At 68.8% G+C, this 23,431-nt stretch carries 8 protein-coding genes; 1 reads left to right on the top strand and 7 read right to left on the bottom strand.

Annotated elements, in window-relative coordinates:
• Positions 1-113 precede the first annotated feature (113 nt).
• From ACGFIQ_RS25865 to ACGFIQ_RS25850, 4 genes are read right to left on the bottom strand one after another with little or no spacing between them, the layout of a single operon-like run.
• Complete coding sequence (locus tag ACGFIQ_RS25865; RefSeq protein ID WP_393247768.1) at positions 114-2,252, bottom strand: UvrD-helicase domain-containing protein; 2,139 nt, start codon at positions 2,250-2,252, stop codon at positions 114-116.
• A complete protein-coding gene (locus ACGFIQ_RS25860) occupies positions 2,252-8,605 on the bottom strand; it encodes a DEAD/DEAH box helicase (RefSeq protein ID WP_393247766.1) in 6,354 nt (2,117 codons plus the stop codon). Before ACGFIQ_RS25860 ends, ACGFIQ_RS25865 begins: the two co-directional genes overlap by 1 nt.
• Entirely contained in the window at positions 8,602-13,320 is a 4,719-nt protein-coding gene (locus ACGFIQ_RS25855) for a class I SAM-dependent DNA methyltransferase (RefSeq protein WP_393247765.1), read from the bottom strand. Before ACGFIQ_RS25855 ends, ACGFIQ_RS25860 begins: the two co-directional genes overlap by 4 nt.
• Complete coding sequence (locus ACGFIQ_RS25850; RefSeq protein ID WP_393247763.1) at positions 13,317-16,202, bottom strand: helicase-related protein; 2,886 nt, start codon at positions 16,200-16,202, stop codon at positions 13,317-13,319. The genes ACGFIQ_RS25855 and ACGFIQ_RS25850 overlap by 4 nt, the downstream gene beginning before the upstream one ends.
• 103 nt (positions 16,203-16,305) lie before the next feature.
• Between ACGFIQ_RS25850 and ACGFIQ_RS25845 the strand changes: the two genes are divergently transcribed.
• Entirely contained in the window at positions 16,306-16,740 is a 435-nt protein-coding gene (locus ACGFIQ_RS25845; RefSeq protein WP_358134715.1) for a very short patch repair endonuclease, read from the top strand.
• On the opposite strand, the gene ACGFIQ_RS25840 is transcribed toward ACGFIQ_RS25845, so the two are convergent.
• From ACGFIQ_RS25840 to ACGFIQ_RS25830, 3 genes are read right to left on the bottom strand one after another with little or no spacing between them, the layout of a single operon-like run.
• The gene (locus ACGFIQ_RS25840) at positions 16,730-18,472 is read right to left on the bottom strand and encodes a hypothetical protein (RefSeq protein WP_393247760.1); all 1,743 of its coding nucleotides are present in this window, start codon (positions 18,470-18,472) and stop codon (positions 16,730-16,732) included. The two genes, ACGFIQ_RS25845 and ACGFIQ_RS25840, sit on opposite strands and share 11 nt — an antisense overlap.
• 12 nt (positions 18,473-18,484) lie before the next feature.
• A complete protein-coding gene (locus tag ACGFIQ_RS25835) occupies positions 18,485-21,547 on the bottom strand; it encodes a helicase-related protein (RefSeq protein WP_393247758.1) in 3,063 nt (1,020 codons plus the stop codon).
• Positions 21,544-23,163, bottom strand: coding sequence for an RNA polymerase sigma factor RpoD/SigA (locus tag ACGFIQ_RS25830; protein ID WP_393247756.1), 1,620 nt, complete (start codon positions 23,161-23,163; stop codon positions 21,544-21,546). The genes ACGFIQ_RS25835 and ACGFIQ_RS25830 overlap by 4 nt, the downstream gene beginning before the upstream one ends.
• Positions 23,164-23,431: the final 268 nt, after the last annotated feature.

The following is a 23,431-nucleotide window of genomic DNA, read 5'->3' as shown; positions in this document are numbered from 1 at the left end:
TCCAACGTGGCTGATGCAGACCGGGACCAGCTCCGTCGCCCTCGGCGTGTCATCTGCCTCCTTTGGCTCGCGGCCAGCAGCTCGGCGGGCGGGCGCACCCGCGAAGTAGCCCGTCACTTCCGGCTCACCACCACCAGTTCGTCCCGTGCCCGGGTCGCCGCCACGTACCTCAACGACCTGGCCCGCAGTTCCGCGTCCGAACGTTCGGATGGGTCCAGCGATGCGAGGCGGGCCAGTTCGGCGGGCGACGGCTTGCCGATCACGAGGACGACCTTGGAGAACTCCGTACCCTTCGCACGGTGCATGGTGAGGACCGGCACGCGTCCAACCGGGGGTCGGTCGCGATCGACGGCGCGAGCGTCGATGCCGTGTTCGGTGAGGGCGGTAGCTACGCGGTCGCGGTGGAACCTGTCCTGAACGAGGACCGCGACAGTGTCGAGGGCTACTCCATCATCGAGCCAGGCACGGACGTGGCGGACGACGGCCTGGAGTTCGCCAGCGAGGGATTCGACGAACTCGACGGTGGGGGCAGGACCGGTGCGGGCGGAGCGGTAGCCGGTTTCGTCGGGTTCCTCCTCGAGGTCGACGTACTCGCCGCCGTCGAGGATGCCCATTGCGAAGTGGAGGTTCTGCGCGGTGGTGCGGTAGTTGAGGGTGAGGCGCTGGGAGCGGCCAACGATGGCGACGCCGTAGCGCCCGAGTACGGCGCGTGTGCCGTAGATCCGCTGGTGTGAGTCCTCGGCGATGAACAGATCGTCAGGGTGTTCGTCGACGAGGGCACGCAGGAGTTGCCATTGGGTAGGTGACAGGTCCTGGCCTTCGTCGACGAGCACGTGGTCCGCGGGCCGGTCGGTCTGCGTCACCAGGTAAGCGGCTGCGACGGCGGCGGCCTCGGTGAAGTCGAGGCTGCCGTCTATGCGGCTCTGCGCACGATACGCGGCTATCAGCGCCCAGACGGCGGAGCGCCTCGCGCGGTCGAGGGCGACGCCGCGTCCGGGGCGGCGTACCCGCAGGTAGGCGGCCTCGTCGTGGACCTTGTGGGGCAGCACGACGTGCGCGTACTCGGTGGCGAGGAACGTCTCGTTGGCGAGTTCGTTCGGCAGGGTGGTTCCAGTCGACTCGATGATCTCCCGCCAGCGCGTGCCGGATGTGCGGGCCAGCGGCGCGGACCGCTGCTCACCGAGGACGTCACGGATCGCGGAGGCTAGACCACTTCCGGCGCCGCGAAGCACGGCGGCAGCCAGTGCGTCCACGCCGGTCACATGGACGCCGGGCTGGCCGAGAGCCCTGGTCTGGGGCACTTGCGGGTCGAGCTGGGTAAGGCCGTCGCCAAGTGCCTCAGCGAGGTTCGTGGTGAACGTGGTCAGGACGATCCGCGCGTCGGAGTCTCGCCGGGCGAGCGCGCGGGCGCGGTGGACGAGGACGACGGTCTTTCCGGTGCCCGCACCACCGGAGAGACGGAAGGGGCCGTTGTAGCTGCGGTCGACGTAACGACGCTGGTCGGGGTGCAGGAAGATCCGCCACGCCCCGAAGTCGCCGTTCTCGATGACACGGCGCAGCTCGTCCTGGTCGTCGATGAACGCGTACTGGAGAGCGGCCGCAGGCCGCTTGAGGGACTGCAGGACGTCGGCGTCGGCGTCGCCGGTCGGGTCGGTCTTCTCGAGTTGCATGCGGGCGACGATCGCCTCGACGGTGTCGCCGGCGGCGAGGTCGACGAGGATGGTCCCGAGCCAGCCTTCGTGGCGCTGGGCGAGATCGAGCACGGCATCTTCGTCGGCGGCGGCCAGGGCTTGGTCGGCGACGTCGTCGGGCAGGCCGAGCGTGTCGACGAGGTCGTTCCGGTCGTGCCCGAGGCGGACAAACAGCGGTGCGACAGACGGTGCCACGGTCGGTGGTGGGGCGACGGGCGGGGCCACGGGCGACGTAGTGATCTCGTCGATCTGCGGTAGGCCGTTGATGGGGTTGACCTTCAGGCGTACGCGCTGGGCGACGGCGATCGCGTCGTCGTGCGGCCAGATGCCGTGGATGACGTAGTGGGTTTCGCCGTTGCCGTCCAGTCGGAACATGACCGCACGCCAGAACTCGTCGACCCGGCCGGTGCGTACCCGTGGGTCGGCGCAGTGCTGGATGGGTTCGACGTGCAGGCCGGGCGTGGTGTCGTCGGTGCCAAGCCTCTGCAGGAACGTCATCGCCTTGCCACGGATGGAGCCGTCGATCTTGCTGGCGAGCTTGCCCATGATGATCGTCGGCATCAACGTTCTCCGTGCTCGTAGGGGGTGGCGTCGGTCAGGGCGGCGGCGACGCTCTCGGGCGAGGGGTCGACGACCCGCCAACCTGCGGCGGTGAGGTCCGCGCGGTCCTGGGGTGGCATGTGGGTGAAGGCGACGACCACCTGCAGTTCGGGCCAGGACAGGTCGAGCGGGATACCGTCGGGGCCTTCGGCACCGACCACGGGCGGGGCGAGCCCATCGCGGGCGGCGAGGGCCGCGACGAGCTTTCGCTCGTCGCCGGGTGTGGCGGCGTCGTAGACGTCGGCCCACGCACCCACGGGGCGGCCGTGGCCGGAAGTCTCGTCGGACGGGGCGACGCTCGACGGTCCGACGACGCTGGTCGTCGTCACGATCGTCGGCCAGTCGCGCAGCGCGAGCGCGTTGGACAGGCGAAGCCACGCCCGCCACGCGTCGCCGTGGGCGTCGTCGAGTACGCCGTCGCGGTCGTCGAGCACGGCGGCGACCTGCACGACGCCACTGCCGGCCATTTCCACGACTACGGCGAGGGCGCCGGTGCGGTGCAGGTGCACGCGACGTGTACCCGCCGGCAGGTGCTCGTCGAGCAGGACCGCGCGGGCGACCTCGTCGAGGCCCGCCGTGTCGGGCACCCGGACGGGCTGTGCCCCGATCGACAAGAACATCGGCACGGCCCGGGCGACGCTGCGAACCGCTTCTGGGCTGGGGTTCGACACCCACTCGACGAGCCAGTCCACGGGACCCCTACCGAGGTCCTTGTACGCCTCTGGTGGGGCCTGGAACTGCGGAACGTTCATCAGGTTGCCGGCCAGGTCGGGGTTGTACCACTGCGGCGCGGTGACATTGCCGTCGTCGGCCGCAGCGACGTCGTGGATGGTGATTCCGAGAACGACGAGGCCAGCGTCGCGCAGGTTCGTGCGCTTGCGGGCGTCGTCGGCGAGCCGGTTGACGGCTGCGGTCGCGTGGTAGGCCCGACCATCGGTGAAGATCGCGACGGCAGGAACGTTCATGTCGTTGGTCTCGAGCAGGAAGTCGGGCCGGGAGTCCCCGACGTTGGCCTGCGGGGTGAGCGTCCACTGCCGGTGCGCGCCAGGCAGGGTGAAGCGCACGGCGTTGCCGGTCGGGCCGGGTGCCTCGGTGACGGCAGCCCCGCTTCTGCGTAGGCGGCCGACGAACAGCCGGTGGAAGGCCCGTTCCAGGTGCGACTCGGGTTCCTCGTGGGGTGGCACCTCGGTCACGGTCCAGGTCGTCCCTTCGGCGGTCTCGGCTTCGAGGGGCAGCCCGAGGAGTGCGCGCAGGTGCCGGTCGGCTGACGCCCGCGAGACCCGTCGAATCGCGCCGGGGGCGGTGAACGGTAGCAGGCACCGGTGGCAGGCGAGGCGTTCCTCGTGGCGGCAATCGCAGTCGCGTACCCGGTCCCACGCGAGGATCAGCAGCTCGCGCAGGCGTTCGGGAGTGGCGGTCTCGGCGAGGTAGCCGGTGCCGCCGGGTACGGCGTCGTGGAGCAGGATGGCGTCGTGGTTGTCCGTCCCGTCGGACAATGTCGGGTCGATTACGTGTTCGACGCGGATGTGGTCCGGGTGGCCGCCCATCTGCTCGCGTAGGCCGAGCAGCAGGGCCGCGGAGAGACTGGGCACGGCGAAGTCGTCGCCGAGGCTCACCGCGCGGGGCAGCCGGATCAGGAGACCCTGGGTACGCAGCGTCCGGGACAAGGCGATTGTGCTCGTCACCTCGGTGGCGGCGGTCCGGTGGGGACACCATGGCCGGTGCTCGTGTGGCCGGTTGCGTCCCGTGTCGGTGTCCTTCTTTCCGCAGCCGGAACAGACCCGGAACAGGGTGCCTTGGCGTTCGGCGCCGGAGATGGTGCGTGTCGTGCCGTGCCCGGGCGGGCCCATGTTGATCCACCGCAGGTCGACCACGCGCAGGTACGTGCATCCGAGGCCGGTGCCCTCGACGAACCACCGGCGGGCGACGGCGGCGGGGTCGACATCGGCGGCGGCGACGACCTGGAAGGCGACGTGGCCACGCTCGTCCTTGCGGTCGGAGATCGCCACCTCGTCGCGGCGCACCTCGGCGGAGACACGGGTCAGTTCGACCACGTCGAGACGCTGGCCGGTGTCGTCGATGCCGGTGCTGCCGCAGCGCGGGCATGACGCTACGGGGACTTCGCGGCCAGACTCCACGACGTCCACGGCAAATCCGCAGGCGGGGCACAACGCCCATGTACGGACCGACGCGCCGTCCAGACCCAGGTCGATCGCGTCGATCTCGATCTCCCAGCCACGTGCGTAGAACGTCGCACCCGGCGCGAACTCACGCAGCGCCTGCGCGGAGCCACGCTCGAACCGTGCACTGCCGTACTCGTAGGCCCCGGTGTCGGGGTCGGTCCAGGACAGGCCGACATCGAGGGTGACGGTGTCGTCCAACAGGGTGTAGTTGGGCAGCAGCCCGTACTCCTCGAGGACGCTGATCCAGTACGTGCTGCGCAGGTGGGCGAGCTGGCTGGCGGTCAGCTTGCGAGTGGCCTGCGCGGAGCGCAGCGCCTGCCGGTCGTCGTCGGTCGCCGCCGGTGACGTGACGCGCGCCTCGAGGTCAGGGAGGATGGCGGCGATCCTTGCTTGCCGATGCTTCAACGTTTCGACGGTGTCCTGCCAGCGGCGGCTGGCGGCGTGCACGTGGGCGGCGAAGCCGCTGGTCCTCGGTCCTCCGGCGGGGCGTAGCCAATCACGAAGCCCGGTCACGACCTCAGCGGGCAGTTCGTCGAAGGTGGCGACGAACTGAGGCAGGCGCTCGTCGGCGTCCTGTTCGGCGTGGACCACGAGGTCGCCGAGGAAGGTGCCCGGTGCGCTGGATCCGATGGCTCCGACTGCCGTCCTCGGGTGGCGGCGTCCGGTGTCGCGGGCGAAGCCGTCCACGAGGTACGCGGCGTACTGTCGGCGCAGGATCTCCTCGGCGGCCAGGTACGTCGCTGGGGGCCGGACCTCACCGTCGACGACCGACAGCGGGTCGCCCAGCTTGGGCAGGTGCTCGCCGCGTCCGGTGACGAAGGCCAGGTTGAGCGCGTTACCGGTGAGGCGGCCGGCGCGGCCGACCCTCTGCAGGTATGACGCGACGGTGCGCGGCAGCGACGCGAGGAACACCGCCGACAGGTCACCGATGTCGATGCCCATCTCCAGGGTGGGGGTGGCGACGAGGACGTTCGGCGCCTGCGGGCTGGTGGCCGCATCGCGGAAGCCGTCCTCGTACGCCAGGCGCGTCTCGTCGTCGAGGAGGCTGGTGTGTTCGCGGGCGACGACCCGGCGCATGTCGGGCGAGGCGTACAGGCGCCGGTAGAAGTTGTCGGCCAGCGCCTCGGGCAGGAGGTGGCCGCGGCAGCGTACGTGCAGGCACGGCGCGCCGGTGAGCTGCGCGACGGCCGACGTCGTGCCCGGTGTGGTGGCCCGGCACGTGTCGCAGACCAGCAGGTGGCGACCCGCCTCGAGGTCGTCCTCCTCGGTGGGCACGACGACGATCCCGGCGGCGGGAATCGCGTACACGGTCGCGCCGGCCCCGCTGGTCGTCGTCGAGAGCACGCCGTCGCGGGCGAGCCGGTCGAGCAGCAGCCGCGCGAGGCGTCCGCCGTCGAGCGGTGAGACGTCGAGCACCCGCGAGGTCCAGCGGGCATACCACGACTGTGCGGAGGTCACCCGGTCCAGGCCGCCGTCGCGATTCGGCTCAGCCGAGCCGCCGACCTTCGGGTACGCGGGCGCGGGCCGGTCCCGAGGGAACGCGGGCATGCCCTCGCCTCGGGGCCGCCCACCCCAGATCGACCACCGGCGGCCGTCCTCGACGCGGTACCGGTCGAACCACGGGTGGTCGATCGCGCCCTGGGCGCGCAGCCGGTCCAGCACGCCGCGTACCCACTGCACGAGTCTCGCGTCGTCGGGCCCCGCCGAGCCGAGCGTCCCCTGCCATGAGGCACTTTGCAGGGCGGCACGCGCCACGCTGGCCATCCGTGCGGGCAGACCCGCTTCGACCTCGACGGCCACCGAGCCCGTGAGTTCGAGGGTACGACCGGTACGCGAGTTGAGCCCGAACTCCAGCGCCGCGTCGAGCGCGAGCCGCTTGCGCACCCGCGACCGCACCGAGGCGGGCACCGACCGCAAGGTCTTCGCCCGCCAGAACTCCGCGAAGGACTCCCGGTCGGCGCAGTCGGGGGCGAGGATGCGGTACCGCGTGAACGGGTCGTCGCCTGCCTGCCGCACCACCTCGTCGACGAGCGCGTCGAGCGCCAACGCGCCGTCGGCAACTGCGTCACGCAGCGCGGACCGCAGGGTGAGCGTGTGCGACCGGGCCTGCACGAACCCCGCCCGGTGCGCGGCGTCCTGCACGGAGTCGGTGAAGACCAGTGCCTTCTTCTCCCGGGCGTCGAGCGTCGGAGACCCGAACAGCGTCGACAGCGACACCGACAGCAGCGTGGCGACCGCGCTGCCGAGGAACCGGATCCCGTCCTCCTGCCCGCACGACGGGCACGTGTCCTTCCGCCCCTGCTCGTCCGCGTCGACACCAACGTTGGTGAGCACCGGCAGGACCCAGCCGTCGCGCAGGTCCGGGTCATCCTCAGCCACGTCGGCGAGCAGTTCGCGGTTGCGGACCGAGAACCACACCAGTCCCTCGACGCGCTCGCGATCCTCGATACGGGCTGCAGCCTCGGCAGGCGCATACAGCAGCGGCCGGAACCGGCCCTCCTTAATTGCGTGGTCGCGGCGGATCCCGTCGTCGTCAACGGCGAGGCTGTTGCCGACGGGTGCGAGACCCACGCCCCAGCCAGAGCGGCCGCAGTGCCGGCAGTAGATCGCCGGGAACGACGGCCGCACGTCCTCGGCGTCGCCACCCGCGACCGGAGGGCCGTCGTCGCCCCACCGGAACCGCGCCGTCGCCGCGGCGGCACGGTCGATGCGCGTCAGCTCGCGGACCCAGAGGTGGACGTCCAATGCCAACGCCTCACGTCCAGCGACCGCCCGCACGTGGCCGAGCATCGCCAGGACGTAGGACAGCAGGGTCGCGGCGCGGGGATCGCTACCAAGGCCCGCATGTCCAAGAACCCGGCCCGCGAGCGTGTCGAGCGCGATCGCATGCTCCGACTCCCGAGCGAGGTCCCGGACGAACGGGTGCGCGCGGCACAGCGCCGCTAGCAGTTCAGGGCCCGCGCCGGCGAACCGGCCGGCATGGACCCCGTACAGCAGACCGAGAACCGTGTGGGCGACCTGCTCGCCCGTCGGGTCGTGGCCCAGCCCTGCGATCGCCTCGACCGCCGCCGTCACGTCGAGTGCCCCGACCTCGACTGGCGCGAACCCGTCCGCCTCGACCGTCTTTACCGCGTCGGCGGTCCACTCGTCGAGGCCGCACCGGGTCTCGGTGACGACCGCGTCGGCGTCGAAGCTCTCCCCGAAGACCGTATTCGCGAAGCCGAGCATCACCGCCGGATCGCTCTTGTCGCCGAGCGTCGCCGACGTCGCCACCGGCGTTACCAGCCCCAGCGGACGAGCCCGGGCCGCGTCGTCGACACGTGGGTCGCCGTCGCGCCAGTGGCTCTTCAACGCCAGACCGAGACGACGTAGCAGCATCGCCACGTCCGTACCCTGCGCGCCGTCGTAGGTGTGGAACTCGTCGAGTACGAGGTAGCGCAGGCTCGTCGCGGACTGCCGCCACAACTCCTGGTCCTCGAAACGCAGCAACAGCTGGTCGAGCATCTTGTAGTTGGTGAGCACGATGTCCGGGGCCGTGTCCCTGATGATCCCCCGGTCGGTGATCAACCCGTCTGCGGTCACCGTGGTGCGCGTCGGACCGGTCTGCCCGGTGTAGAGGGCCGCGGTCACGCCCGCCAGCGCGGGGTGCGTGGTCAGCAGTTTCGTCAGCCGCGCGGCCTGGTCGTTGGCGAGCGCGTTCATCGGGTACAGGATGAGCGCCTTCGTGCCCGTCACGCCCTCGCGGCGGGCGCGAACGACATGGTCGATGATCGGATACAGGAATGCCTCGGTCTTGCCGGAGCCCGTGCCCGTCGTAACCAGCGTCGGCAGCGGTCGGCGCGGCTCCCCGCCCTCCGACGAGGCCAGGCGCGCGAAGGCCGCCGCCTGATGACCGTAGGGCGGGAAGCCCTCGTACCACTCGAATGACTCCCGCCAACCCTCGTCGGCGGGGCGGAACGGCAGCCGCAGCCGCACGTACGGGCCCTTGAACATGCCCGACGTCGAATCCGACAGGAATCGATCCAGCCCATCGCGGACGTCTCCGTCCGTCAGCCCAAACGTGGTCGTCAGGTAGTCGACGAGACTGTGCCGGATGCCGTCCGCTTGGAGCGTGGGGAGCAGTTCGCTCACGAACGCTCCTTCAACAGCCGCTCGAAGTGGGCGTACGCCTGTCGCATGTCCGCCTCCCGGTCCAACGTCACGAACGGCAGCTCGTACGTGTAGGTGTTACCTGCCTGGTTGGTCGCCGTGCGCTCCTCCTGCGTGACCCGGTCACCCTTCTTCCGCCACACGCTCAACACGGAGTTGGGTACGAGCCGCCCGTTGACGTCGTAGGTGTACTCGTCGCGGTCGTATCCGTAAAGAACGGGGAACTGCGTGCGGTAGATCGTGCACAGCTCGTCGGCCGTCAGCCCGAGAGCGAGCGCGACGAGTGCGTCAACCTCCACTAGGGCTTGACGGCGGTCAACGGCGATGCGAAGCGAGGTATCGGCGGTCCATTCTGCGCCGATCGCTCCGAGGGGTCGGCGCCTGTTGTGGTCCAAGCCACCCGTCCAGCAATCAGAACCGAAGGCGTCAGTATGGCAGGCACGCCACAGGTTGGCGTAAGCCTTCGTTAGACATGTGAGCCGTAGCGCTCGCAGGACCAGTGCGTCACGAATCCCCTGCGGCGGAATAGCCCAGGGCAGCCGGTTAATCGAGGCGGCGCGTATTGCGCTCTTGGGCACGCAACGGACCACGAAGTCCGCAACGAGCGAGCTCAGCATCGCCTGCACGATAGGAAGATCGGACGGATCTCCGTCCGCCTGGCCGAAGGCGAACACCGCATCGACGTGCGCGGTCCCCGGTGGAATCAGAGCCGGCATGAGCGTCCGTTCACCGGTGTTGGCAGCCATGGTGCGCCAAGCCACGCGATAGGAAGCGCGCGCCGGACGACGTTCGTCGGCATCACCCCAATGCGTGTAGTCAAAGTCGTAGCTGTGCCGATCGCCCGCCGGCTTGTACATCGTGACTGGGACGACATCAGGCACCATCGCCTCCAGGTCAACCATTGACCAGTCGTCCTTATTCTTCAGGGTTGCGTTCGGAACCTTGTAGATGGGTGTGGCGACGGACAGATGCGAGCCCTGCAAGATGACGTCGTCCCATGACGTCGGTGCTCCCCAATCCTTTTCGAAATAGCCTTTCCTACGATCGATCGTCTCGTTCCAACCAGTGGAAGACCGAAGACCCAACTCCCCAATACGACGCGTCCCAGCGATTTTCTCGAGTACCGCTGCCGCAGCGTGGTTAACGGTGTAGGCCATGCGGGTTTGACGCAGTGGCACCTCCGGGGACTCGGCGATCGCGTGCCACGTCCGGAGCGTCTCGTCGGTGACAACGGCCGTCCGGTTACGGTGGGCGCGAAGATCCCAACGGCCGTCCGGGTCCTTAAGACCCGGCTCGTCCCCCGAACCATCGTGGTCTAATGACCGCAACACTACGTCGGGGTGGTAAAGGGAGACCGCGTGGCGAAAAGCGGGCTCGACCATGGGGACCCCGTAGATGTTGACGCTGAAGTGCTTCTGATGCTGAATTTCGAACAACTTGAGTTCGTTGACAAACTCCCAATGCCGCCGCAGTCGCAGGTAGGTGGTTGCCCGGAACCCACTTGCATTGTCGTCCGTGAAATGTGTGTCAAGGTGGATGAGCCCGATCATGCCGCGCGGGCTGGCATGACGCCAGGTCTGCTCCATAAAGCAGCGGTACAGATCGGGCCGCAGGCCAGCGAGGAGCGGATACTGCGGAGTCGCACCGACGAACGCTGAGGTTGCCACAACATCGGTCGTGCCGTTGACTGCCAGGTCCAAGATTCCCGGTAATGCTAGCGTCACCTCGCGCCGCGCCGTCTTTTGACGCTCGGCTGGCTTGACCGCGAGCTGCCACCACGGGTCACCCTCGGCGAGCAATGCATTGACATTGGTCTCCGGCCGAACCCAGGGCGGGTTACCCACCTGCAAGTCGAAACCACCACGCGTGAACACCGGCGCGAAATCCAGGTGCCAGTGGAAAAAACCCTGTTGCTCCGCGACTCGTTCGCACACCACAAGCCACGGATACTCCCGCAGCACATCTGCCACGGGCCGCGCGTTCGCGAAGCCGATGTCGAGCTTCTCGGCATCGTTCAGCTCGTCCCAGCTCGCTCCCGCAGTCAGCGTCTCACGCGGTAGCGACGCCTTGCGTAGCTCGGGACTGCGACCGAGCAGCGCCTGCAACCCTGCGATCCACTGCGCAAGGGTGGGCGGCTCAACCCGTACTCCAGCCACCGCGCTGGCCTCGTCGGTGAGGGGCCAGAACCACAAAGCGGTCCAGGCGTCCAGGACACGGCGCAGCCGCTGGTAGGCACCGTCCTGATCGGCGAGCGCGGCCTCGATCTGTTCGCGCTGCACAGCACCGCCGGAGGGCATGTCGCTGGCCCCCCACACGGGAATCGCACGGCGGACCTCCTGCTCCGCGATGCGCAGCCGTCGGTACGCGACCTGCCACAGCACCTCGACCCGGTGCGCCAGCTCGACGAGCACGTTGACCTGCTGCTGCGTCGGCTTCGACTTGACGTTGCTGCGCCAGGCCTTGAGGCGCTTCGCTGCTTCGGGTGCGAGTGCGGCGGTCTCCTTGGCAGCGGCGGCCGCACCCCACCCGTCGGCGGGCAGCAAGAAATGGTGGATGCCCTCGTCGGCGACGCATCCGCCGGTGATGTCCGCCTCCAGCGAGGTCAGCGGCACGTCACGTGGCACCGCCCCCAGCCAGGATTTGTCGCTGACCTGGCTACGCCGGTACACCGCCCGGCGAGCGCCGACGAGGGAGTTGCCCCGCTGCAGGTGTAGGCCGAACCACGGGGCTGACAGGCCCTCGACCATGGTGTCGAGCCATAGAGAGATCTCAGCCAGCTCGACAGCGGTGGCGTTGAGGTCCACGCCATACACGTTGTGCAGCGCCAGGTATGCCTTGACCTCTTGGAGACGGCGCGGATAGTCCTCGGGGTCGATCCGCACGCCCAGTTCGGCCTGGCGGCGTTTGAGGTACTGCTCGGCGAGCTGTCGCACCGCCTCGATGGCGAAAGCCCCCGAGCCGAGCGCCGGTTCGCAGACGGTCAGTTGGAGGATCTCGGCGGCGCTCGTCGTCCGCCCGTCCTGGTCGAGCAGCTCCTCGAGGGCCTGTGCGACGGTGAAGCGGGTGAGTACTTCCGGGGTGTAGTACGACGCTGACTGCTGCCGCTCGCGCCCCGCGAGGCGGAAGACGAACGACCCCCGTCGGTGCAGCACCGGCTTCTGCTCACCGGTCAGCGAGTCGACGGCCCTGACGAAGTCGCCGGGCGCGATCCCCTCCGCCCGTTCGACGGGAACTACCCAGGATCCCTTGGAGGGTTCGCCGTTCTTGGCAACCTCGAACAGGTCGGTCTCAGCGAAGAAACCGGTGTACGACATGAGGCCCTCATACACCGCGCCGAGCTGGTTGATGCCCAACTCCGCGTACGAGATGAAGCCCCGGTCCTTGCCCCTCGATTCCTTGCTCAGGAGCAGGTGGGTGAGCACCTGTTGGACGGCGGCGTTGCCCAGGCTCACGGCGTCGATGTGTGCGGTCGCCTCTGGGCGGAACAGGTCGGCGCGCAACGGGTTGAAGGTCAGCCCCTCCGCAAACGCCGACCCCTGCTCCTCGTCTCCGCCGCTGATGGGAGTGTGGCCCGAGTCGACGAGCCGGAACAGCACGCCGAGGGAGTCGTACAGGTGGGTGCCGGAGCGGGCGCGCGGCGTGGCCAGCTCCACCTGCACCAGCTCCCGCAGGCGGTCGAGGCTGTATCCCTGGTCGTACTCGCGGGCACCAACGGGCAGCACGCCCAGCTCGGGCGACGCCTCCGCGTAGAGGAGGAACAGGATGCGGTAGAGGAAACGCAGCGACTGCTTCGCCAGCGGCTGGGCTTCACTCGCCGGCAACGGGTCGAGACCGTGTTCGCCGCGGCGGGCGACGACCTCGTTGGCGATGATCTCGATGGACAGGCGGACGCCGTCCCGCAGGTCCTTCGAGACGCCGACGGTGTGCTTGACGGAGCCCGCAAGAACGTCGTGCCACCACAGCTTCCCGTCCGCGTCGGGGGCGATCGACTGCGCAGCCAGGCAGGTCAGGGCTCGGTCGATCTCCCCGCCCTTCTTGGTGTCGTTGCGTTCGCAGACGAGCTGCACGTCGACGGCGAGGTACCGTCCCTCGGCCCAGCGCTCCCGCTCGGCGAGCAGCGCCCAGCGTCCGGCGAGCACGAGGACGAGGTCGGGGGCGTCGTCGGCGACGAACAGCGCCGAGACCAGCCGCGCGGCGGACTTCACCTCGTCGGCGTCGTCGGCGAGCTGGACCGGCTCGCGCAGCGTCACGGCGTCACGGGCCAGCAACTCCTCGACGGCGGCGACCGGCCGCGCGGACACGACGACCAACGGCGCCCGGTCGATGACGCCCGGGGACGAAACCCGCAGCAGCGGACCCTGCCGATTGAGGACGAGGCCGCGGCCAGTCAACTCGAGCACGTCGAGTAGCCGCTCGTGGACCGCTACAGCCGCATCCTCGGGGGTAAGTCCGTCGCGCCGGTCGGCACCGGCTGCTGGATCGAGGAGTTCGGCCAGCGTCGCGAGGTCGGCTTCGAGCCCTTGTCGGGCCTCTGCGAACCGCGACCGTGGCGTCTTGCGACCTTCCTTAGCCTCGGCGTCCCACGCGTCGCGGCGCTTCTTGACCTCCGAACGGAACGACTCGCCCTTGGCCTCGGTGGTGAAGTAGTGCTCCGAGATCCAACCCTCGCCCACGAGGATCGCGTCCGTCCCGCTCACCGTTTGCCACCCTCCGTGTCCGGCACAACCACCAGCAGCGGCCGTACGAGCTGTCGGTCGGGTGCCATCGCCCGCACCAACGCTCGTTCCTGTTCCACACTCGTCCTGCGTTGCTTGACGTCGTTGCGCTGGATCAGCGCCTCTGCCTCCTTGTCCCAGCGGTCCAGCCGTCTGGACCACTCCTCGACCCGTCGCGCCACGTCCTGCGCCGCCGCCTCGAACACGGTGAGTAGATGCTTCTCGGCCTCGTGGACTGCCGGGGCCACAAGTCGTTGCAGCACGTCGATGTCCGTAACCGGCCTGGGGTTGTTGCGAGTGACGTCCCAGCCGAGGGCGTGGAGCGCTTCCCGTGCCGAGTCGTGCGGAGTGATCAGCGCGAACGATGGGTCGTCCGGCGCCGGGAACTCCGCCGTCAGCCAGGCGGCTGACACGACCTGTCCGCGTCGGTTGGTCAGCGTGCCGAGCAGCAGCACCGTCGGGGCGTCGACGGCGCCGCGGACGGCGAACACCTCGTTGCGGCCCAGGGCAGCCAGCGCCCGGTCCGCCGCCCATTCCAGGACGGGGTGTAGCGGGCCCAGGTAGTGGGCGTCCGGCCAGGTCGAGTCGCTGTCGTCGCGTAGCGCCGCCGCGAGCCGGTCCTTGCCGCGTGCCAGGGTCGTAGCGAGCACCAGCCGCTCGGTGACCCTGCGGTCGGCGAGGTAGGTCTGCGGTAGCACCTCGAGGCGCTGTACGAGGTCCCGCGGCGGGGTCAACTCGACGGTGCCGAACGCGGCGTCACGGCGCCAGGCGACGCCTCCGCGGGCCGGCGGTGCCGTGGGGTCGATGAACGCCTCGCGGAGCGCGTCCTCGAGGTAAGAGACGTCGTCGCCGTAGAGGCCCGACCCGAGGTCGGTCGCCTGGTCGGTGCGACCGCCGGTCGGCTCCTCGGCGCCGGAGCTCATGGGTGCGTCGAAAAGCTGCGCGAACAGAGCGGACAGGTCGTTGCCGGCAGCTACGGCGGCAATAGGGCGTACGACGTCGTCGAGGTCCTTTCTGCCGGCGAGGACGGCGCGGATCTCGTCCTCCTCGCCCTTGACGTCGTAGCGGCCCATCAGCGAGGCGACGTCACCCAGTGCGGCGTGCGCCTCGTCCTCCTTCTCCACCAGTTTCGCGAGGATCCTTACGTCTCCGGCAAACCGGTCAGACGACGGGTCGAGCAGCAGGGCCGTCACCCGGGGCGGGTGCTTCTGCCCGTACCGATCGATGCGGCCGTTGCGCTGCTCGATACGGATCAGGCTCCAGGGGATGTCGTAGTGGACCAACTCGTGGCACTGCGCGTGTAGGTTGACGCCCTCGGAGGCCACGTCGCCGGTGACGAGTACACGCACTCGTGCCTGCTCCTGCTTGAACGCCTCCACTATGCGCTGCTGCTCGTCGTCGGCCAGCCCACCGTGCATCATCTCGACAGCCTCGGCAGGCAGACCGAGGTCCTTGGGTAGGTTCCGGTGCAGCCAGCGCAGGGTCTCCAGCCGCTCGGCGAAGACCACCGCCCGCACGGGCGATCCGCGACCGACACGCATCTCCTTGAGGTGCTCGACGAGCTGGCGGTACTTCGCCGATGGCCGTCGCAGCGTCTTCTCGTTGAGCGCGGCCAGCCGTTCGAGAGCGCGCCGCTCGACGTCAGCCCGGCCATCGTCGCCGAGCCGGCCCAGTCGCCCTTCGATGGTCTCCTTGAGCGCCGCTGGCGAGGACAGGAACGCCTTGGCGAGCGTCCATGGGAACAGCGACGGGTTCTGTCCCGAGTACGGGCTACCGCCCCGGCCGGGCCACAGCCACGTTTCCTCCAGTTCGCGGGCAACGGCGTCTTCCTCGGGGGTGGCGGGCACCAGTACGTTGTTCGGCTCCTGCCGCTCCGCCCAGTCGGCGCCGACGACGCGCGCGACCTCCGGGCTGTGCCGGTGCCGCCGCACGACCAGTCGCCGTACCTCTTCCGGATCGAGAGTGCCATCGGCGGGGACGGCCGACGGGTCCAACAGCCGGACCAGCTCCGCGAAGGATTCCGCTCGGCCGTTGTGCGGGGTCGCCGAGGCGAGGATCAGCGCTTCCGAGTTGCGCGCCAGCAGACGGGCCAGCCGGTTGTTCAGCGTGGAGACGTTGGAGAGGTTGTGCGACTCGTCGATGACGACGGCGTCCCAGCGTTGCTTGCGCAGGCTCGCGAAGTACCGGTCGGACTTGAGCGTGTCGATCGAGATGATCGCCCGCTTGTAGTAGGTGAACGGGTTGCGCGTCGCGGGTAGCTTCTGGCGTACCCGCTGGATGCCAGCCGAGTCCAGCCGGACGAAAGGCAAGGCGAACCGGGTCCACAGCTCGTGCTGCATCTGCTCCAGCACGTGCCGAGGCGTCACCACGAGGATCCGGTCGCCGCGTCCGCGACGCACCAGCTCGGAAAGGATCATGCCGATCTCGAGGGTCTTGCCGAGGCCAACCGCGTCGGCGAGCAGGATCCGCGGTCGCAGGTTCTCCGGGTCCAGTGCCTTGCGTGCTGCCGACTGCTGATAGCTCAACGCGTCGGCGAGCCCGCCAGCAGCCACCGACAGCGAACGCTCCCCCACGGGTACGGCGGTCTTGCGGACGGTCGATTCGAGCCACAGTCGGGCGGTGCGGTAGCGCGGGCTGCCGTCGGCCACCACCTGAGCCTGCGTCGGCTCCAGCGGCGTCACGTCGTCGAGCTGCTCGTAGAACGAGCCGTTCGTATCGCGGACCAGCTCGCTGAGGCCTTGGACGTGCACCAGGGTGCCGTCAGCGGTCTCCTCGGTGGCGCGGACGAGCCATTCTTCGTCTCGGACCACCACGACCGATCCCGGCGCGAGTATTCCACGGACGTCGCCCTTCGTTGCCGTCACAGGTGCATTCTCCGTCTTCGAACCGTCACTACTAGTTAGGTGGCTTCCCGGCTGAGCCTAGCTTTGGATGATCTTTGGTGAAGTCCCCGGATAGGTTGGTGACATGGACCGAAAGTCCACCCTGCCAGCACCGCTCGACGCCGAGACCTCGGCCCGGTTCCGGAGGATGCCCCGATCATCCACGAAACCCGAGCTGGCTCTCCGGCGCGTACTGCACAGCCGGGGACTGCGATTCCGGGTCAACCATCCCGGGCTGCCGGGCCGCCCGGACCTGGCTTTCACCCGGGCGAAGATCGCAGTCTTCGTCGACGGCTGCTTCTGGCATCGCTGTCCCGAGCACGGCACCCTTCCCCGCAACAACCGGGAGTGGTGGCAGGACAAGCTCGACCGCAACGTCGCCCGCGACCGCGCCAAGGACGCCGCTCTCGCCGACCTGGGCTGGACCGTCCTGCACGTATGGGAACACGAGGCGCCCGATGCCGCCGCCGACCGGGTCGAGGCCGAGTGGCGGCGTCGGGTGCCGCCCGCTATCGGTTGACCGGCGGCCGCAGGTAGCCGTCCGTGCCGAACAGCACACTGCGGTCGAGAAACCGGTTGAAGAACCGGCACGACGGCTCGCCCAGGTGCACGCACGCGCTGCACGCTCCGCTCCCCCGGTTGCACCCCGGGTCCAGCGGGCAGCGGTGCTCCGCGTCGACGAACGCGCCGAGCAAGTCGTCGAGGTTCGATTCGAAGACCGCCTGCATGCCACCGAGGACGAAGTCGCCACGGGCGGCGGCGTACACGAAGAACCCGAGGTGGGCGGGAACGAGATACTCGCTCAATGCGTCCCGTTCGATGCCCGAGAACACCGCAGCCTGTCGGATGAACCTGTGTGCGTACGTGTGCACAAGCTTGAGCAGGTCGGTGCCTACCGATCCGACCGACGGGTCGTCACGCTTGGACGGCACCACGGCCGACTGCAGGACCGCAACTCGCGCTGCAACCGGGTCGCCATTTCCAGGGGTCCAGGAAGCGAGGCGGTGTCCTCTGGACGACAACCACGTCGCGACGCGCGCCGGATCGAGACGCACCAGGAACGCCTCGGTCTCGGCCAGGTTGCCGTACAACCGGTAGCCGCCCCGCTTGCGTCGGAACGGCACCAGCCGGCACTTCGCCGGATCGTCGTCACCCCGCGTGTAGCCGTACATCGCGCTCAGCACCGGGAACCGGTCGACGAGGTCCAGGCCGTCGATCCCCGCACGGGCCAAGGCTCCCGGGTAGCTGGTCCGGTAGCGCACGTCGAGCGCGTCGCCCGGCGTGCTGCTGCGCAGAGCCGTGGTCGGCGTCCGGCTTTCCGCTAGCGCCATGGCGACGTCAACAGCCTCCCGCTCGGCTTCTGCTCTCCGATCCGCCGACAACTGGTCGATCGGGTGGTCGCCGGGCTTCGCAAGCTGACCTCCTTGCTCGGCCATGTCCGCCATCGTCGCGGCGAACGTCGGGTCCATGCCGTCGCCGATCAGCTTGGCGAGGAACTCCTCCTTCGTCTGCTTCGCTGTGACGTCGGCGGGCCGGGCGGCGGTCAGGCCCTCGGCCAGCCATACCAGCGCCTTCCGGGCGCCGCCGGCAAGTTTCAGACCTTCCCGATGCTCCGGCCGCGGTGGATTGATGAGCACCATGCCCCGTGGTGTGTACACGGCCCGGGCCTTGTGCACGTTCCACCGCACGGAACCGTCGCCACACGCGCATCGCTTGTTGAAGCCGAGCCCTTGCATCGTGAGCTTGTCGCAGGCCGGGCAGACGAACGTGATGTCGGCTGCCTTCGCGCTCTTGGGGATGACGACCTCCACGTCGTCGTGCACTTCACACCGCTTGATCCAAGGCTCGGTGATCGCGCCGCAGTCGTGGATGCCGACGAAGTGCAGCTGGCCCCACTTGCGCTGCCCACACCTACACGCCCGATCGAGGGACTTGCCGATGCGCTTGCAGACTCGACAGAGCCACACCTGCGGATACCGCTCGACCGTGACGCCGCGGGCTTCTTCGAGTTCGACGACCTCGACGGCAGCGTTGCGCAGCAGGTCGTCGCCCATGCCCCCGTCGGTGTCGTGCGCAATCCACGCTCCCACCTCGCGCAGCAGGTGCCTGCGCACGAGATCGGTGTCGACCTGGATCGCGCTCGGTGCCGACCACTCGACGACGCGATAGATCTCGCCCCGCAGGTCGACCGTCTGGTCGGGCAGGAACGTACGCAGGATCTGGCTGCCGCTACGGGATCCGAGAATCGTCATGCCGTCCGCCTGTCAATCGTGGATGGGAGCGCTGGCCTCGACATCGCGGAGGCTCATCATCGGGGAACGGGGGCCAAGCTCGCTGACGAACGTGGCCTTGTTGGCGGGATCCTCGAGGTCGACGAACCACGCCTGCAACCACTCGGCTATCTGCTCGCGGTGCACCGAGTCCTCGGCCCCGTCGAGGCCGAGCACCCTGGCTACCTCAGCGGCCTCCGCCGCCGGAGTCATGCCGGAGTTGCGGGCGTAGTCCCGCAGCTTCGCCGGCGTACTCAGCCGCTGTCGGCTCGCCGGTTCACGGATCATCAGCGTCCGGGCCCCGACGACGCCGGCGATCGTGAGGTCCAGAACACGGCGGCTGCGGCGGGTGATCGGGATGGCATCGACGAACCGGTCGCCCTGGCGCACGTACTGCTCGAAGTGCCGGAACGTCTGCGCGTCCCGTTCCCTGCCGATTTTGTGCAGCACGTACACCAAACCGGGGAATTTGCGCCCCACCCGGGCCGTGGTCTGGATGAACTCCGCGGTCGTCAACGGCAGGCCCAGCATCACCATCGTGTTGAGTCGGTTGACGTCGACTCCGTGGGAGAGCATCGAGCTGGCGGCGACGACATGGATCCGTTCGGCGAAGTCGTCCTCCGGATTCTCCAGGCGCTCCAGGATCGCGCGGACCTCGTCGAAGTCGGTCTGACCGGTGAGCTGCTCGACGTTGATGCCCGCGACGGTGTTGTTGCTGCCGAGGCTCCGGCCTGCGGCTTCCACGTCGTAGAGTGTCGTCCCGTAGACGACGTCGGTGCCGTAGAGGCTGATCAACATGGCTGCGTGCCGGGGTTCGACCCCGGCCTCCGCGCACACCGCCGCAGGGTCGTCGACCAGCTCCCGTACGCACCGCTGCAACGCGTCGAGGGTCCGGTCGCTCACGTGCTCCAACGTCACGCCGCGTGGCGCGACGGCGACGAACCGCCTCAGCGGCTGGGTCGTCGGTGTGGTCCAGAAGGACTCGCCCGCTCGCGGACCCGGCTGCGGAAACACCCGTCCCTGCCGCTGGTAGAGCACGTCGATCTGCCGGTCGTACCCGGTCAGCGTCGCACTGCTCGCCACGATCTTCGCCCGCGTTCCACACAGCTCCCATTGCAGATGGTCGAGCAGGCTCTCGTAGTGGGAGTCGACTGCACCGAGGCTGTCCCGAAGCAGATGCAGCTCGTCCTGCAGTCGCAGCGACGGCCCGAACCGCTTCGCGTCCATCGGCAGAGGCTTGAGGACCTTTCCGCCCTGGCAGTCCGGCACCAGGCAGCCGTTCGGCGACTTCGACCGCTCGGCGTAGGTGAATCCGTGCCACTTCACAGGGCACACTTTCTGAGGTGGACCGATGAGGCCACGCATCGCCTGTTGGAGGCCGATCGACGCCGCCTTGTCCAACGTGCCGACCACCACCGTCGGCAGGAAGCGGAACACCTCCTGGTCGACGACGTACATCGGCAGCGCTTGCCCCCTCGTGGGACAGGTCGCGCTGGTACAGCGGTGCTCGAGCTTCCACCGTTCGCGATCGAACCGCATCTTCAGGTTCTCGTCGCGGCAGAACGGGCAGTACAGCAACACCTGGTACCGGTCCGGCATTCCAGGGCTGTCCGGGGTGACCTCGTCACCCTCCGGCTTGGGCACCACCTTGTTGGGCGTCCCGGCTCGGCCTACCAGGAAGCCGAGGCTGAACTGCGTGCCACCGACGCCTTCCTCCTTGCGCACCATCTCGGCGCCGGCGAGTGCGTCGGCGAACCGCTGGGTCTGCTGCAGGCTCAGAAGCCGTAGCGGGAACCGGGACCACGCCGTGACCCCCATGGCCTTGCCGGTGAGGCGGTCGAAGAACGCCGCGGTCAGCAACAGCCCGAGGTAGGTCTCCGTCTTGCCGCCGCCGGTGGCGAACCACACCGTGTCGACGTACCGCGCCTCGTCGTCCGGCTCGGCCAGGAACCTGATGGCAGACAGCAGGAAGCCGACCTGGAACGATCGCCACGCGCTATACCCACGCCCTCGGGCGCTGCGGGCGATCGCCATGTTCATCAGCTGGAACGCACGCAGGATCTCCGGTCGGGTCCGCAGTAACTCCAGGCCAGCACGCAGCCGACCGAGTTCCGCGAACACCTCGACTGCCGATCGGTCCGCCTCGGCGCGCATTGCAGTCGTCCACGCTTGCGCGGCCTGCCGCGTATCCAACGCCGTAGGCGACCACTGCGCGTCGTCGTACGCGGCCAACGCGTCCACCAGCTTGGCGAGCTCGGGCAGCGGGTCGCTCGCCAGGGTCTCGAACGACAGGTCCGGCTGCTCGTAGACGCCGTTCCAGTACTGCGGTCGAGAGGTCTGTACCGCCACTGTGTCCGACGTGCAGAAGGCACCCGAAGCCAGGATCTCGACGCCGACGTTCACCCCGTACGCGGGCACGGCACGGTCGTAGCGGAAGCTGTCGGGCAGCGCCTCCAACTGGAACGGTGCGGTCGCCAGACCAGAGACCTCGATCTGCGTCTCGTACAGGTGCGAGTCCTTCAGCCCTGGCGGTTTCTCCGGACTGGTGTTGACCAGCTGAACGACCAGCTCCGTCTCCCTGTGCCAGTCCTCGACGTCGATCCGCACCTCGGCGGACAGGCCCGGCGCCCCGACCGCCGCGAACGCGTCCGCGAGCTGTTTGCCGCCGAACGATCCGCCCTCCGCGCCAACCAGCACCGACACGACCTCCTCGACGAGGTCGCTACGCCACCAGCGCCGGTCGGGATCCGGGCCGTCCTTGGGGTCCTGCACCCATGCCCTCGCCCGTACCTTCACCGACAACGACCACGAGGGTGCCGCAGCCGGCCGTAGTCGGATGCCGATGGCGCACGGGTCCAACCGCTCGGACCGCTCATCGGCCGCACCCTTGCGTACCTCGTCCTCGCAGGCGAGCCTGCCGAGCCAGAACGTGCCCGACGGCGACACCTCCAACCGCTCCAACCCGTCACCCCGGCCCGCCGCCACCACCCGACGGTCGAGCCAGGCGACGAACGCCTCGCACGCCTGCTCCTCCGACTGACCTACTGCCCCGCTCATGAGCCCTGCCTCCCAACGGAACCGCCGGACCCGCCGGCTTTCGAATCATCGACCAGGTACGACCGCAGTGCCGCCGCCTGCTCACTCTCCTGGAGCTTCACCAACGACTTGTCCTGGATCTGTCGGATCCGCTCACGGGTGACGTTGTAATCGGTAGCGATGTCGTCCAACGTCTCCTTCTCCCCCGTACCGAGGCCGAACCGACGTTCGAGGATGCGGACGGACCGCTCCGGAAGGAGCGCCGTGAGCATGCGCTTCGTGTCCATATGGAACATCGCATGGATGACGATCTGCGCAGGATCGGTACGTCCGTCGCGATCCTCCTCGCGGACCAGGACGTCCGACAGATGGAGATCTCCCTCGTCGCCGAGGAGCGCGTCGAGGCTCCGGAACGGGTGCATGAGATCCAGGGAGGCCTGGACCCTGCCCGGCTCCATGCCCGTCAGGTCGGTGATCTCCGCCAAGGTGGGCTCCCGGTCGAGCCGCGCGGTGAGCTTCGAGACCGCCCTCCTGACCTTCTGCACCTGCTCATGGAGATAGACGGGGATCCGGACCGTCCTGCCCCGGTCGGCGATGCCGCGCTCGATGAACTGTCTGATCCAGTTGGTGGCGTACGTCGAGAACTTGAAGCCCTTCGACCCGTCGAACTTGTCAGCCGCGCGCATCAGTCCCAGGTTGCCGTCCTGGATCCGGTCGGCGAACTCGATGCCGCTGGACTCGTAGTGCCGAGCCTTCGCGATCGAGACCACCAACCGCAGGTTTGCGCACACCAGCTCAGCGTGTGCCCGCCGCCCATCGGCGGCCCGGGCCTGCAGGCTCCGCTGGATGTTCGGCGCGAGCTCGCCCTGCTCCGCAGCGTCGAACTCCTCCTGGGCCGCGACGCCCTGCGAGATCAACGACCACAGCTCGACCTCCCGAGGTCCATCGATCAAGGGATACCGAGCGATCGTGCGCAGGTATTGGCCGACCGAGTCCCCGTGGAACTCGTAGCCCTTGAGAGCTGCTCGCCCTGGAAGTGGTTCGGCGGACTCAGGCAGTTCGACCCCCGCCTCCTCCAGCAGGTCGAGCAACTCGCCGAGCTGGGTGGGGGACAGCTTCCGCTTGGTGGCCAGCAACGCCACTTCGGCGCGGGTGAGTCGACCTCCCGTGCGGGACCAGTCTCCCAAGAGGTCGTCGAGACCCGCATCAACGACCTCGTCGGCAGACCGACGGGCCGGAATCTCCGGCTCCTCCCCGAACATCCACGCGAAGTCGTCGTCAGGCGCGGCCTCGTCCGCCGCGCCCCCCGGCTGCTCGCTAACCCCCGGCGAGGCCAGGGGCAGGGGTACGGCATGGACGTCTTGGCCTCCGAGGTCACCGGCGGTGGCTCCGTCGACGATCGGGCTAGTCGCGGTCGCAGGAACGTCGGCGACGCCGGCCCTGGTCAGGGCAACCAGCAGTGCGTCGACATCACGATGTGTCAGACGGTGCCGGGCGACGAAGTCGGCCACCAGCGAGTGGGTCTGGCGCACGCCGCGACGGTCGAGGATCGTGCGCAGCTCGTCTACCAAGGCACGGGTGATGGGGGTCGGAACACCTGCCGAGCGCTGCATCGGCGCTTGCGCCCACGTCGCCATGACCGCCTCCTTGCTGATGGGAGGCTCATAGTAGGGACCAAGTCCGACAGAACTGGATCAATAGTACAAATGTGCTATTGATCCACGGACGGCTCGAACTGGGCAGGCGCTTGCTCGTTCAGTCGTCCCACGCTGCACTGACAGCGCGGACCTGCAGCTCAAGACGCCTCTTGCAGAACTGATCGACCCTGCCGGATCATCGCAGGCGTACCGTGCGGCCGGCAGCCCCGCGAATGTCGTCATCAAGACAGTGCATCTGCCCGTTCGG

The sequence above is a fragment of the Micromonospora sp. NPDC048898 genome, from assembly GCF_043198035.1.
Lineage (GTDB): Bacteria > Actinomycetota > Actinomycetes > Mycobacteriales > Micromonosporaceae > Micromonospora.
This window is presented reverse-complemented; position numbering and strand designations above follow the sequence as displayed.